The 14,563-nt window shown below is 68.0% G+C and carries 11 protein-coding genes; 8 read left to right on the forward strand and 3 right to left on the reverse strand.

Features of this window, described 5'->3' with window-relative positions; translation table 11 throughout:
- Positions 1 to 32: 32 nt before the first annotated feature.
- Positions 33 to 4,733, reverse strand: coding sequence for a BREX system serine/threonine kinase PglW (pglW, locus tag CES90_RS13065; protein ID WP_189784313.1), 4,701 nt, complete (start codon positions 4,731 to 4,733; stop codon positions 33 to 35).
- A gap of 381 nt (positions 4,734 to 5,114) precedes the next feature.
- Between pglW and CES90_RS13070 the strand changes: the two genes are divergently transcribed.
- The 8 genes from CES90_RS13070 to CES90_RS13105 all read left to right on the forward strand — a co-directional run bounded on the left by CES90_RS13070 (position 5,115) and on the right by CES90_RS13105 (position 13,263).
- Positions 5,115 to 5,303: a hypothetical protein gene (locus CES90_RS13070; protein WP_189784314.1), complete on the forward strand. Its 189-nt coding sequence runs from the start codon at positions 5,115 to 5,117 to the stop codon at positions 5,301 to 5,303.
- 77 nt (positions 5,304 to 5,380) lie between these two features.
- A complete protein-coding gene (locus CES90_RS13075) occupies positions 5,381 to 6,805 on the forward strand; it encodes an N-6 DNA methylase (RefSeq protein ID WP_189784315.1) in 1,425 nt (474 codons plus the stop codon).
- On the forward strand, positions 6,805 to 8,025 hold the full coding sequence (locus tag CES90_RS13080; protein WP_189784316.1) for a restriction endonuclease subunit S domain-containing protein: 1,221 nt from the start codon (positions 6,805 to 6,807) through the stop codon (positions 8,023 to 8,025). The genes CES90_RS13075 and CES90_RS13080 overlap by 1 nt, the downstream gene beginning before the upstream one ends.
- A gap of 269 nt (positions 8,026 to 8,294) precedes the next feature.
- Positions 8,295 to 9,692 (forward strand): HNH endonuclease, encoded by a 1,398-nt coding sequence (locus tag CES90_RS49480; RefSeq protein WP_229913965.1) that lies wholly within the window; start codon positions 8,295 to 8,297, stop codon positions 9,690 to 9,692.
- Positions 9,693 to 9,836: 144 nt separating this feature from the next.
- A complete protein-coding gene (locus tag CES90_RS13090) occupies positions 9,837 to 10,448 on the forward strand; it encodes a hypothetical protein (protein WP_189784317.1) in 612 nt (203 codons plus the stop codon).
- A gap of 182 nt (positions 10,449 to 10,630) precedes the next feature.
- Positions 10,631 to 12,487 (forward strand): DUF2075 domain-containing protein, encoded by a 1,857-nt coding sequence (locus CES90_RS13095; RefSeq protein WP_189784318.1) that lies wholly within the window; start codon positions 10,631 to 10,633, stop codon positions 12,485 to 12,487.
- A gap of 60 nt (positions 12,488 to 12,547) precedes the next feature.
- Positions 12,548 to 13,063: a winged helix-turn-helix domain-containing protein gene (locus CES90_RS13100; protein ID WP_189784319.1), complete on the forward strand. Its 516-nt coding sequence runs from the start codon at positions 12,548 to 12,550 to the stop codon at positions 13,061 to 13,063.
- Positions 13,018 to 13,263 (forward strand): hypothetical protein, encoded by a 246-nt coding sequence (locus CES90_RS13105; RefSeq protein WP_189784320.1) that lies wholly within the window; start codon positions 13,018 to 13,020, stop codon positions 13,261 to 13,263. Before CES90_RS13100 ends, CES90_RS13105 begins: the two co-directional genes overlap by 46 nt.
- Here the strand turns inward: CES90_RS13105 and CES90_RS13110 are convergent.
- The gene (locus CES90_RS13110; RefSeq protein ID WP_189784321.1) at positions 13,224 to 13,418 is read right to left on the reverse strand and encodes a hypothetical protein; all 195 of its coding nucleotides are present in this window, start codon (positions 13,416 to 13,418) and stop codon (positions 13,224 to 13,226) included. The two genes, CES90_RS13105 and CES90_RS13110, sit on opposite strands and share 40 nt — an antisense overlap.
- A 396-nt stretch (positions 13,419 to 13,814) precedes the next feature.
- Entirely contained in the window at positions 13,815 to 14,510 is a 696-nt protein-coding gene (locus tag CES90_RS13115) for an amidohydrolase family protein (protein WP_208921421.1), read from the reverse strand.
- Between the last annotated feature and the right edge of the window lie 53 nt (positions 14,511 to 14,563).

Consider the following 14,563-nt stretch of genomic DNA (forward strand, 5'->3'; position numbering starts at 1 on the left):
CGGCTCCGTATGCGGCACACGCGCTCAGCGCGTCATCCCCGTAGGCCGCCGGCACCGGCCCCGGCCCTCTCCGGCTTCGCGCGGTGCGCGTTCTGTACCCAGAACTCATTGAGCACGATCCACTCACCGAGCCCCGACTGATACGGCACCGCCACCGTCCCCAGCCGCGGCGGCCGGGCCGGGTCGCTCTGCGGGCACAGCAGCCACAGCGCGCGGCCACCACCCCGCGACCGCTCCGCCAGCCGCTCCAGCACACCCATCGCGTCGTACCGGGCGAAGACCCCGGCATCCGTCAGCAGCAACGGAGCAGCCAACCCGCCCACGCCGCCACTGTTCCCAGAGCCCGTGCCCCCCGGCACCAGCAGCTCCCCGATCCGAGGCTCCACCAGTCCCCACGCCGTCCCCGCGTACTCGGCGAACTTCATCGCCCCCGGCGTCCCGGCCTTCGCCACATCCGCACGCAGGATCGTCTCCCACGTCGGCTTGGGCCGAGGGTCGACCAACTCGTGCAGCGCCCGCACGAACAGCTCGGCCACCGACACCACGACGGCCCCGCCGCCGAAGTCGTCGCGCCCGAGTTCGTCGATCGCATCCCGTGCCCACTCCGTCGGCACCGTCAGTACGCGGAACCCGTCCCGCCGCGCCGACGCCTTCAACCGGTCCTCGGCCGTGCCCGCCGCCGCGAGTTCCGGGTCGTCGGAGTAGCGGTGCGCGGAGACGGTGCCCGTCGGCTGCCGTCGGGCGTCCGACGACAGATAGATCGACGTGCCGTCCGGGTTGCTCGGCAGGTAGCGCAGCGTCCCCGTGCTCTTGCGCGTTGACAGCACCAGGTCGAAGCCGGCGTCCCGCAGGGCCTTCGTCAGCGGGCCGCCTGTAGGCAGAGCATGGCCACCGCGCTCGTTCAGCAACTCCGGGAAGCGGGCCCGTACCCGCTCGTGGACATCCTCCCCGGTCAGGCCCGGCTGCTCGGCCTCCGCCATCCCCGGGATGAGCGGCACCAGGCCGGCCTGGGTGAGGCGCAGCGCCCGTACCAGCGGCAGCTTGCGTGGATAGATCTCCAGGCGGGGCGTCGCGGCGGCATGGCGGGAGGCGGCCACCGCGATCTCCACCATGCGCCGGTCGTCCCACTGCACCGCAGCACTGGGCGGGGGTACGGCCCCCAGTTCGGCCACCACGGTCGCCGCCGTCGGCAGGGTGTCGAGCTCCGACATGCCGTCGGCGATACGGCCGAGCCGATGGGCGTAGTGGAGCAGCCCCGGCGCGGACGGCGTGTCCGGCGCGTCATCCGCGCCCACCTCCAGCGCCAGCAGCCCCGCGCCCATGCTCTCGTCGGCCGCGTCGCGGTTCGGGGCGTGCTGGAACTCGGCCTCGTCCGGCACGAGTTGCTCGACCTCCACCACGGCCCGTACGGCGGCCAGCGCCAGCGCCCGGCGCTGCTCGCGCTCCTGGAGCTGGGTGCCGCGCCGTACGGTCAGCGCGTCCGCGATCTCCGCCGCTGAGGCGACCCGGCCAAGGCCGTGCAGCAGGTCCAGGACCTCGGCGCGCAGCGCCCGTACCGCCGGGTGCTTCTTCCAGCGGGTCCGCTGGTTCTTCAGCATCTGCGGGATGCGGCCCCGCGACAGCCCGAGCGCGTGCGCGACGTCCGTCTGCGTCGGCCAGACCCCGACCTCTGACGGCAGTACGCCCTGTTCGTTGGGCAGGCGCAGCAGCAGCCGTACCATCTCGCACTCGTTGTGGTTCGAGCCGTCCTTGCGCAGTGGCGGTACGAACACCGTGGCGAGCGTGTCGAGGCTGACGCTGCGCAGTGCGCGCTCCGGGAGCGACTGCGCACCGGCGCCGCCGCTCGCCGCCACCGCGTCGGCCGCCGCGGCCTCGGCGGCCGACAGTTCCTCCTTCGCGGCCTTGCGGCCCTCGGGAGTGAGCGGTGCGGCGGGCTTCTCCGCGAGCCTGAGTCGCCACTGTTTGATGCGGTTCAAGACCTCCTTGCGGGTCTTGGCGCCGAGACCGGGGGCGTTGACGAGCTGGCGCTGGCTGTAGTCGAGCAGCTCGCCGACAGTGTTGACGCCCAGGCCGTACACGAACGACTCCGCGGCTGGGCTCAGGCCGGACGACGAGATCAGCGTGTCCCGGTCGACGCGCTCCGCCAGCCGCTCGCGCTGCTGCTCGGCGCTCTCCTCCTCGGCCTCCGGAATGGCGGCATCCGGTGCGGGCTGCGCCGCCTCGCCCTGCGTGGGTGGCGCTGCGTGCCGTGACGGGCGGCGGGACGAGGGCTTCGCCTCGTCCATGGCGAGGAAGATCTTCTTCCAGGCGTCCCGCATCGGCTTGAGGTCCGGGAAGCGCTCGGAGGCGTCCCGGTGCAGTGCCCTCTGGAAGAACGCGACCAGGCCGTCCCGTACCGCCGGGTCGAAGGCGTCGGCGGCGATCCTCGGGTACGGCTCCTTCTCCGGGTCGGTCTGACGCGGCGAGACCTTGCCGTCGCCCCACACCGGGAGCTCTCGGGACGCCATCTCGTGCAGGGTGACGGCCAGGGCGTATCGCTCGGCGTGGGCGTCGTAGACCGAGCGGTCGGTGAGCGTGCCGATGAACGGGTCCAGGTAGCCGTCCGTGCCCGCCGCGGTCTCGTTCACCGGGTAGCCCGCGAGCGAGAAGTCGATCAGCACCAGCTCGCGGGTGCGGTTCGGGCGGATACGGATCGCGATGTTGTCGGGCTTGATGTCGCGGTGCCACACGCCCTCGCCCTCGAGGAAGTCCACCGCGCCGAACAGGTAGTCGCCGTACGCCTCGAGCTGGTCCACGGACAGGCGGCCGAACTCGCGCAGCTGCCGGGCGACCGTCTCCTCCCGGCGTCGGCGCTTCGCACCCGTCGCGGACGGCTCGCCGCTCTCGTCGCGCTCGTCGCCGACGTACTCCATGACCAGGACCGTGCGCGGGCCGATCCGCTGCGGTTCCGGCTCGACCAGGCGGATCACGCGGGAGTCGGGGCGGAGCCGGCCCAGCATCTCGGCCTCGCGACGCAGCACCTCGCCGCGGCTGTCGGACGTGGCGACCTTCAGCACGGCTAGAGACTTCGAGAAGCGCACATCCGAGCCGGCGGTCAGGTCCCGCACCAGGAACGCGCGGCTCGTCGAACCCGTACCGAGGCGGCGTCTGACCTCCCAGCGGCCCGCCAGCACGTCGCCCGCGACCGCGTCCAGAGGGTCCTTCTCGGGTTCGGCCGGGCGCGGGGTCTCGGCCGGCGCAGGCTCGGTCAGGTCCGCTTCGACGACCTCCAGCATCTCCAGGAAGTCGTCCACCGACGACAGCCGGGCGGAGACGTCGTAGGCCGTGGCCGCCTGCACCAGCTCGTCGATGTAAGGGGAGAGACCGTCCACTACGGAGCTGGGGCGCAGGCCCTCGCCCGCCTCGTAGCGAGCGACCAGTTCGGCCTGGCTGGCGGCCGGTGACCTGCCGGTGGCCAGGAGATAGGTGAGTACGCCGAGTCCGTACACGTCCAGGGCGACCGGGTCGGGCCTGAGCGCGGTCAGCTCCGGGGCCAGATACGGGTCCGCGCCCTCGGCGAGATGTGCGCCCGCACGCGAGAAGGTCGTGGGGGCGAACCGCTCGCCATTGCCGGCCCCTCCGTGCTCGGAGCTGCGCTGGACGGCGACCTGCCAGTCCGAGATCTGCAGGTGCGGGCTGGACCAGGCGCCGGTCTCGCTCTCGGAGTCGCTCCGGCGGCTACGGCCGCGCGGGATGACGTGGACCGCGCGGGCCGCCAGGGTGCGGTGGAAGATCCGTCGGCCGTGCGCCGAGCGCACCGTCTCGGCCAGCTGGCGCACCAGCGCCATCCGGCTGAGGATGTCCAGTTTCTCGCCGTACTGGATCAGGTACTCGTCCAGGCGCAGGGTCCGCGGATCGAAATCGAAGATCAGCGCGGGGCCTGCGGAGTGACCGGAGGGGTCGTACTGCTTGAGCTGGACGACGCCGGGGTGCCGGAAGGCGCGCAGCACAGCGGCCTCGCGGCGCGCGGCACGCTCCACGGATGCCCGCAGCTCGGCGTCGGAGCCGCGCTCGCGCAGATAGACACGGACGCGGGCGGCCTCCGGCAGCTCGCTGTGCTGGGCCAGATAGTCGGCCCAGGTCGGGCCCGAGTCGAACGCCTTCCGGCTGAGCAGGTACGGGCCGACCTTGTACTCAGCGTCACTGCGAGCGATGCCGATGCGCTCCAGGGCGGCCTTGATCCGGCGCGAGCGCGCGGCGTCGATCCGGCGGTACTCGTCCTTCGGCGGCTCCTTCAGCATCTCGGCCAGTTGGTGGACGGTGAAGACGCCGTTGCGGTCGTGGGTGGGCAGCCGGTTGCGCAGTGAGGAGTCGGTGAAGCAGACGGCTTCCGAGACCCACACCTTCTCGCCGTGCTGCTTCAGCAGTGTGGCCAGTTCCTTGGCCTTCTTGTTGGCCAGGTGCAGCGGGTTGCCGTGAGGGAGCTGCCGGCCGCTGGGCTGGGTCTGCAGCCAGGTGCCGTTGCGGGACTCGACGGAGCCGTGCCAGTCCTTCAGCTCGATCAGGTGGACGCCGCCCGGGGCGATCACCAGCAGGTCCACTTCCCGGACGTGGCCGGTGTGGGCGGTGAAGGTGAAGTTCGACCAGGCCCGCCACGGATCGTTGTCCGGGAGCTTCTCGCGGATGGCCTCCAGACCCCGGTGCTCATGCTGGAACTCGGAGTCGGTGACCGTTGTCCACCGGCCGTCCCGCATGCGCCTGTCCCCGCTTCGTGTCGCTCTGTGTCGATTGCTGCTGCTCAGACAGCAATATGCCCCGCTCAGATCGTAGCGGGGCCGGGCGGTGGGGTGCAGGTACATGGACGGAGGCCGTGAGCCGTTGCCCCTGCCTGGCGAGGCGGGTCGGCGCCAGCGGTTCGCGCCTTGTTGCCGTCCCTGTCGTTGCTACAGGAATTCATGGTGCGGGAATTCACGAGCTGAGAGTTGGGTTTTTAACTCTGGGCGGTCTTCCGAACGGACTGCTGTAGAACCAAACCGACTGCTGAAGTAGGCTACAGTGGTGTGGTGCACTGGACGGGAACTGTCCTGTGCCCACTTTGTGCTGTTTTCCATAGGGATTGGGCAAGGGGAGGGCAGTTGAACGAGCTGAAGATCATGACGGCAGCGCTCGCTCTCGCGCTGGCGGTGATCTGCGGGCTGGGCGCCGCCTTCTGGCGACTGGCTCGGATGGGCGGCGTTGATCAGGCGTTGGCGACGGGTGGAGGGGTGTTCATCGCCGTGGCCATGCTGGCGTTCGTCGTCTTGAGCTACATACGGTCCGAGTGAGGTCCACCGGGCATGATGGGCGGACCGGCGGGACAGGTGCTCACGGCGGAACAGGATGAGAACGGCAGGAGTCGAGGGTGGAGAAGGCGTCGAGAGGTCCGTCGTTGGGACGTGCGCTGGATGGTCTGCGCGAGGCGATGGCACCCCAGGACGCCCTCCTGCTGGCCATGGCCTTGACGCTCTTGCGTCACGAGGCGGACGCCGACGAGTCCGATGACTGGAGCCACCGGACTCGCGCTCGCGATGCGTGGGGCACTCTCGCGACGGGAGCCTGGTGGCGAGACCCCTACGAGCTGTCGCCCATCATTCGGAGCGGTCTGGATGTCTGGGAATCGCGCCACGTTCGGCTGGAGAACCTGCCGCACCTCGCCGACGTGCGCGCACACCAGCTCGTCCCTCTTGTCGAGTGGGCGACTGCGACACGGGAACCCGCAGCGCTTTTCGAAGAATGTCTGCGCCATACCCAGACGACGGGCAAGGGCGGCAGCTACTACACGCCGCCTGACATCGCCCATCTGCTGATCGACCTGATGGAGCCCCGGGCCGGTGAGACCGTCTACGACCCGGTGTGCGGATCGGGTGGTTTCCTCCTGCGGGCCCATGAGTACGTCGAGTCCGCCGACGGCAACTCCCGCCTGGGGCTGTACGGACAGGACGTGAACAGGACCGCCGTGCAGACCGCCGCGATGAACCTCTCCGTGCACGGCGCTGAGGCGCATCTGGCAGGTCCCTCTTCGACCCTGACCGATGACCGGTTTCCGGACCAGACCTTCGACGTGGTCGTGGCCAACCCGCCCTTCAACCAGTCGGGGTGGGACGATCGTGAGAGCCGACACTACGATCCGCGCTGGCGCTACGGCCCGCCACCGGCCGGCAACGCCAACTTCGCCTGGGCTCAGCACGTGGTGAGCAAGCTGTCCCGTACCCGAGCCGGACGCGGTGCGCTCCTGCTGCCCACGGGTGCCGCCTCCGGAGCGAAAGCCGGGGAACGGGACATCCGCGCACGCATGCTGGAACACGACGTCCTGAGCTGCGTGGTGGAGCTGCCCGCCGGACTGGTCCCCCATGTGCGCAATCCCGTGAGCCTGTGGTTGTTCACCTGGAGCAAGACACCTCACGAGAACTGGGGCAGCAGTGACCGGTCAGGTCAGTTCTTGCTGATTGATGCCCGTGAGACCGCGGTAACCGTCGGGCGTGGCCGCCGCGCCGTGCCGAAGCAGGCACGAGAGCGCATTGTCACGGCCTTCGCGGCCTGGCGGGGAGCAGAGGGAGCGGCGCGCTACGAAGATGTGCCCGGCTGGTGCAGGTCGGTGTCCTTGGACGAGATCGCCGAGCGCAAGCACGACGTGTTGCCTTCACATCATGTTGGCGCACCCGCTGTCGAGACAGAGGATGTGAGTGGAGAAGAGCGAATCGCCGATCTGACCGACGAGTTGTACGAGCTCTTCGCGAAGTCGCACAGTCTGGAAGAGGAACTGCGCGAACTGCTGGGGAAGTTGTGATGGTGAGCGGGCTGGACGAGCGGTTGCGGCTGCTCCCACCGCAATGGGATGTGGTGCCCTTGGGGGAACTGCGGTCGGTGCAGTTGATCGGTTACGGCATCACTCGCCCCGGTCAACACACCGAGGGTGGTGTGGGAATGATCCGTGCCGCGGATGTCCAGGACGGACAGTTGCGCAGCAATGAGCCAAGGCGCATCGATCCCCGCGTTCACGAAGAGAACCCACGGAGTCAGCTGGAGGCCGGCGACGTCGTCGTGGTTCTGGTGGGCCGTGTGGGTCAGGCGGCGGTTGTCACCGAGGAGTTCCGCCACTGGAACACCTCTCGGACTGTCGGGATCATCCGCGCGGACGAGCCCGGTGAGGCGGCGTGGCTGAGATTGTGGCTCGGTTCGCCGGAGGTGCGCGAATGGTGCGCGCAGCAGGCCACCGGTTCCACGCTGCATCGCACGTTGAGTCTGGCGGCGCTACGCACACTTCCCGTGCCCGTTCCCCCTGTGGAGTCGAGGCCTGCACTGCTGGGCGCGATGCGCCTTCTGGAGGCGAAGGAATCGACCAATGCGCGCATCGCCGCATGCGCCACAGAACTGGTCGATGGGCACTTCGCGATGCTGGCCGGGCGCAGCGGAGCATGGGCGGACAGAACCATCGGCGCGCTCGCGGAGCTGCATGCCGGCACCTCGTCACGTCCGCGGTCGGACGACGTTGAGTTGCCCACGCAGCAGGACATCGATTTTGCGGCACCTGCCGACATCCTGCAGAGCGAGTGGCCGCACCTCCATGAGACGGAGCACCATTTCGCCGCCGCCCCGAAGGGTGCCCTGATGTGCGAGCCGCATTCCCTGCTGGTCGCCTCCAGAGAAGACGGGGTGAGGGCGGTCATGAACAAAGCGCCGGTCATTCCCGGCCGGGGAGTGCTCGTGCTGAGCCCCACGTCCGTGACCGACGCCCTCTGGCTGCTCCATGACATCCGCCTGCGCAGTGCCGAACTGGCAGCGACCGCACAAGGGTCCGCCGGCCGTGAGATCAGTCGGCGCGCATTCGCAGCGACCGAGGTCAGATGGCCCCCGTACGAGGTGCGCGAGCAGTTCGCACAGCTCGCCGACCGCCTACACGAACGGGCATACACGGCACTCGCGGAGAACAGGATGCTGCGCGTGCTGCGAGGGCGGATTCTCGACAGCTTCCTGTCGGGGGCCTTTCCAAGGAAGTCTGCCTCCTGACAGGGGGCGATGGCGGTCGTCCAGAAGGCTTCACGGGGAAAGGCCTTACCGCATCCCATCGTTGATATGAAAATCTGATCACCATGGGGAACGGTCATGGTGATGAGTCGATCTTCGATGCCAGTGCAGCAGGAGGCAGGGAAGGAGGGAAAGACCTGGCCGGGCGCGTCGAAAGCGACTCGGTCCAGTGGGTGCTGCAGCCCCGCGGCAGCGCCAGGATGCGCGGGCCGCAACACTTCGACCACTCGGTGCGAAGAGGAATCCGGCTCGTGGACTACGAGCGCGTTCTCGGAGAGGATGCGGACACCCTCAAGCGGATCTTCCCCGACGGAGTGGCGCGCCTGTGGGGCTCGACGCCCACGCAGCACACCGGGAACGCCAAGGCCGTCGCACTGCGGGACCGCAAGGTCGGCGACGAGGTCCTCTTCTACGCACAGAACACGTTCATAGCCCGCGCCCGCATTCTGGGGCTCCTTCGCAACCGCGACTTGGCAGCAGCGGTCTGGGGCGTTGACGAGGAGACGCAGAGCACCTGGGAGTACATCATGGCCCTGGGCGACATCGTCGAGTTCCACGTGCCGGCACAGCCCATACTGACTGCCCTGGCAATGACACCTCCACTGCGCAGCCTCACCCTCGTCAGGGCTGCAGAACGCCGTCGGCACCTGCGTCTTCTGGATGGACAGGCAGCCGTTGCGGCGAAACGGTCATCCGCTGGGAGAGAGCCCTCCACTCCTGCCAAGACGATGGGTCGCGGAGAACTCCTGCACGCACTTGGAAAGCTCGACGCCGACGTACCGGACGAGCGCCGTACCCGTCATGGGTCCCTCACACTGCTCTGGGCCATTGGCCGCTTGGCGTCGGGGCAAGGCCGCCTGGCGTCGGCTGACGTCTGTCGAAGCCAACTCGAGCCCATCCTGCACGAGTTCGGCACTCCGGGTGTGTCCGTGTCACTCGAGTACCCGTTTCGTCACCTGAGTGGCCATGGGCTGTGGGATGTCGTAGGTACGGAGCGGCGGCGACCGGACCCGGTGTCGCTGGCGGCTTCCGTCGAGTCAGGAGCCCAAGCAGGACTCCGCCCAGAAGCCGCAAGGCTGCTCCGGCAGCCGCTCGCCCGAGCCGAGGCGATTGGTCTGCTGTGCACCACCTACTTCGAGAATATTGATCAGGAAGAACTCCTGGAGCGGGTGGGTCTTGGTGGCTACGCGCACGCAAGCGGGGCGGAGGAAGGTGACGGCGAGCGCGATGGCGGCAGTGAGTCCGCCCGGCCCAGTGGGCGTCGCCAGGTCACCTCTTCACGCCCTGACCGGGATCAGCGTCTTGTGAACAGGGTCAAACTGCTGCACCAGCATGGGTGCCAAGTGTGCGGGCTTCGGCTGGAGACACGATTCGGCCACTACAGCGAGGCAGCACACATCAGAGGACTCGGAAGCCCGCACGACGGGCCGGACACACTGTCCAACATGCTGTGTCTGTGCCCCAACCATCACGTCCAGTTCGACACCCTGACCATCTTCATAGACGAGCACTGGAACGTGCGGAGGAGCAGGGACGGCCAGTCCATTGGCACGCTCAGGCGCCATCCCGAACACGCCGTCGACGAGCAGTACGTCGAGTACCACCGAGCGCTCTGCGGGGGGAACCGCTCTAGCGCCGCCCGCAACTGATGCTGCTGGCTTCGTACTTGGTGTGAATCATGGCGGGATACCCGGCTCTGGCCTGAACTGCGCTCTTTCCGTTTCAACTGCTTCCTCGCACCCTGCGATGAGAGGTGATTCGGGCGAAAGCAGCGGATCGACGGGGGAGCCGCGATGGTCGAGCCGATCTACGTACCGGTACTGCCGACGACCCGTGCGGCCGTGACTGCCTACGCCCATGTGGATCCCGGCCTGCGAAAACGGATCGCGCCCCTATGGACAATCCTCCCGCGCACCGGGCCTGAACGCCCGCGAGGGCGACTCATGGTCCCCGACCCGGAGCCCGACGAAGCGGCACTGCGCCACTGGTTGACACCGCGCGTGGCCGGTCTCATCGACGTCATGGACGGCATGACCGGGTGGATTGACGCGATCCATGTCGAACGCCTCGACGCTTCCGCGGAGGCCTTGTGGCGGCTGGCCACCACAAGCAGCCTGCGGTTGGTGACGGGGCCGGAACGAACTCCGAAGCAGCAACGCTATGCCGCAGGTCTGTCCTTCCTGAGCGGGCTCGGCCTCGGCAAGGCGCCCACGAGAGGTCCGTACCGTGATTACCGGGCTCGTGCCATGGCCCGCTGGATCGTGGAGTCCGATGACTTCCGAGGCACCGACGGCCTCGGCGCGAGTGAGGCGGAACGCTGGCTGTACGCGTGCGCGTATGGCGACGGAGCACGCAATGCGGCAACGCCGAGAAATGGATCCAGGTCGGTCATATCCAGCATCTGAGCTTCGTCGTGCAACAACTGGCGTTGTGAGGACCCCAGGTTGTTCGCCCCGGCATGTCGATGTCACCCGTTAGGGTGAATCTCGTTCGTGTAGGCAACCGGGTTTTCGCGCCGCTGTGCGGCATGCCCTGGCCTGCTCAGGTGTCTCGTGCTGCCCGGGGATCTCCAGTGACTCTGCTACGCATGGCCGTTCATGACCTTGTCAAAGAATGCGACGCAGTCACGCTGGGGGAGAACCTGTCCCGGCGATTCCGTGTCGTCCACGGATACGAGGCGGGCGAGAGCGAGCAACGCTCCTGGCGGAACAGCCTGCCCGCCCTCGCTGACGTGCTCGTGGACGTGGGACTCGGGAACGTTGAGATGCTCATCGAGTACCCGGTCCCATTGTCCAGTTACCGTGTGGACGTCCTCCTCTGTGGAATCCATCCTGTGACTGGTGAGCCGTCCTATGTGGCCATCGAACTCAAGCAGTGGACCAAGGCTCGCCCTGTTCCCGATGCCGAAGACCTCGTACTCGTCGACGGGATGGGCAACGTGGCCCGTCTTCACCCCGTTGCCCAAGTTCGCCGTTACTGCGACCACATCGCCGACTTCACCAAGTCCCTTCACGGCTGCGAACACCGCATCAGCGGCGCGGCATACCTGCACAATGCCACGGACCAAGGCGTCGACCAGCTCTTCGCCTTCGCTCCCGACGCGCATGGGCAGCTCTTCACGGGCTCCAGCAGGGAGAAGTTCCAGAAGTTCCTCGCTGAGCGACTCGCTCCCGCAGCTGGTGTGCAGGCGGCTGATGCTCTGCGTCCGGAACGCGTTGCTCCCAGCAAAAAGCTCATGGACGTTGCCGCAGAGGGGATCGCGGACCGCAGCCAGTTCAACCTGCTCAATGAGCAAAGAGTTGCCTACGCCCTGGTCATGCGCGCGGTGAAGAAGGCCAGGGATGCCGACTTCAAGGAGGTCGTCGTCGTCACGGGAGGGCCTGGCTCAGGAAAGAGCGTCATCGCTCTCGAACTGCTCGGTGAGCTCTACAGAAACGATCTTTCCGCTTTGCATGCCACCGGGTCCAAGGCGTTTACCACCACGCTGCAACAGGCAACGGCGCCGAATGACCCTCGGGTCAAGAAGCTCTTCCGCTACTTCTACGAGTTCTCCCGGGTAGAGAAGAACGGCTTCGACGTACTTCTGTGCGATGAGGCGCACCGTATCCGCGACCCCTACATCCCGCCCAAGTACAGGGGCAGGCATCGCCGACAGGTCGAGGAACTACTTGACGCCGCCCGAGTGCCCGTCTTCCTTCTGGATGAGCACCAGGTCGTACGCCCTGGGGAAATGGGTGCCGTCGGCGCGATCGACAAGGCTGCCCGGGCCATGAACCTGCCTGTCCGTCATGTTCACCTCGGAGGCCAGTTCCGCTGCGGCGGCAGCCGGGCATACGAGGAGTGGGTGCTGCGTCTGCTAAGCCTCTCGCCTGGTGGGCCACTGCCTTGGCAAGGCGACGACCACTTCTCGGTTCAGTTGGCGGACACCCCGCAGGAGTTCGAAGCGGTTCTCCGCTCACACCACGAGGCTGGCGGGCAGGCCCGAATGACCGCGGGCTTCTGCTGGCCCTGGAGCAGGCCCGTCAGGGACTCCGACAACGTCGTGGGACTCGTCGACGACGTCAGCCTTCCCGAATGGGGCTGGGCGCGCCCGTGGAACGTCCAGAGCGACCGTTCCGTGGGCGGCTACCCGTCAAAAAACCTGTGGGCCACTGACCCCGCCGGATTCTCCCAAGTCGGCTGCATTTACACCGCCCAAGGATTTGAATACGACTGGAACGGCGTGATCCTTGGCCCCGACCTGGTGTGGCGCGACGGTGCATGGGTCGCGGACAGGCAGGCGACCAAGGACACCGTCGTCGCTGGCGCTTCAGAGCAGGAGTTCGCATATCTCATACGCAATACCTACAAAGTGCTGCTCACTCGAGGCATGCGGGGCACCGTGCTCTTCTCGACGGATAGAGCGACGCGGGAGATGCTCCGCACACTTGTGAAGGGGCCGTAGTTGCCGCTGAGGTTGAAAGGGTGGGGTGACAGCGGACGTTGGCGGTGTTACGTCATCGTCATGAGGTATGCGGATGGCGGCGGTCTGACCGCTGCGGGGCGGGCGAAGCGTGAGGCGCTGCGTTTCGAGGCCGCGGAGATGTTCGAGCAGGGGGTGCGGCCGCCGGAGGTGGCCCGCAGGTTACGGGTGTCGCGGAAGTCGGCGTACGCCTGGCACGCCGTCTGGCGGGACGGCGGCAGGCCGGCCCTGGCCTCCAAGGGGCCCGGCGGCTTTCCGTGTCAGCTCAGCGACGCCAAGGCAAATCGCCTGCAGGCCGAGCTGGAGGCCGGCCCTGCGGCGCACGGCTGGGTGGAGGACCAGAGGTGGACCCTCGCGCGTGTGGCCGAGCTGATCCACCGGCTGTTCGGGCACCGGTACACCCCGCGCGGGGTTTCGTATCTGCTGCACCGGCTGGGCTGGTCACCGCAGCTCCCCGCGCACCGGGCCGTCGAGCGCGACGAGCAGGCCGTGGCCAGGTGGCGGGAGGAGCAGTGGTCGCGGGTAAGAGGACGGCCCAGCTCCTGGGCGCGTGGATAGCCTTCGAGGACGAGGCCGGGCAGGACCTGAAGCCCGGCAAGGGCCGGACCTGGTCGCGGCGGGGCAGGACGCCGCTGGTCAAGGTGACGGGCAAGGGTTCGGGCCGGGTCCTGATGGCCGGGATGATCTGCGTCAGGCCGGGCCGCGAGACCCGTCTGATCTACCAGAAGTGGATCAGAGCCGAACTGAGTGGCCGTTGACAGTGCTCGTCCGTGATCTCGTAGAGGCTCTCCCTGAGTTGGGGCACTTTGAGCATCACCCCGACCAACTGGGCCAGCGGCCTGCGATCGCCCTCGAACAGCGGCGTATACCAGATTTCGCGGTCGATCTGCGCATCGCTCAGCCGTTTCAGCATGCCCGCCACGCTCTCCCGAGAAGCCCGTGCTGTCCATGAGACCCAGCGCCTTGCCTGAGAGACGTTCCGCGTACTCCCGCACACTGCGGGTCAGTTCGGCCGCCCAGCCGTCGTTCACGCGGCGCAGGCTCTGGAAACCGAGGGTGCCGCGCAGGACCTGCTCGATCTCCTCGGCGAACTCCTCGTGGTCCCCGATCTGCCGGTACGTGTGAGCCAGGTACTGCACGAAGGCGGACCACTCGGGGAGGGCTGCCAGCGTGTGCAGGTCGAGATGGCCGTACGAGGTCATGGCCCTGTCCACCATGTCGATGAGCGTGGAGTTCAGCTCAGCAACCTGGCGGCCCACGAAGCCCCGGAGTTTCCGGGCCCGTTCCTCGTCGGTCGCGGCCAGTGCGATCAGGCCCACCTCGCCCTGCTCGACACGGCCCGCCCTCCCTGCCAGGTTCCAGAAGTCCGAGGCGGGGATGTCCGTCCCGTACGGGAACTGGTGTGAGGCCAGGACGACGTTCGCCACGGGGAAGTTGACACCCTGGGCGGTGGTCGTCGTGGACACCAGGTGGGCCAGATCTCCATCAGGTATTCCGTCAGGACGCGGATGTCGTCCGGCAGGCCGCGATGGTGGATGCCGACTCCCTCGGCGAGCAGCCCGCTGAGCGGGAAGTCCGCGCCGAACTCCTCTTCGACCACGTTCTGCACCGCCCGCAGGTCCTCGCCGACCTCGGTCATGTCCGCCCGGTCGTCCGCGACCTGCCGGGCGATCGACCAGGCGAAGTCCGGACGCTGGGCCAGCGTGATGGTCTGCCCGCGGTCGGCGAGGACCGAGGCCGTCGCCGCGGCCAGTGCGGTTTCTGCCGGGTTGCCGAGGAGGTTGGAGAGGTAGAACGGCGTCAGCCGAGGGTCCGGGGAGGTTCCCGGGTGCAGGAGGAGGGTGCGGCCGTCCTCGTCCAGTACCTTCCAGAGCGGGGCGAGCGCGGGGTCGGCCAGAGAGACGGAGCCGCCCCCGGCAGATGCGGTCAGCCCGGCCCACGGCTCCTCGTCACGCAGCCGGGTGTACTCGTCGAGCGACCAGTTGGCGCGGCTCCACTCGCCCATCGGTCTGACGTCGGCGCTGTCTCACCCGAGGAGACGGCGGTGTCCATCGCCGC

It is taken from the genome of Streptomyces capitiformicae (genome assembly GCF_002214185.1).
GTDB classification, from domain to species: Bacteria; Actinomycetota; Actinomycetes; order Streptomycetales; family Streptomycetaceae; genus Streptomyces; species Streptomyces capitiformicae.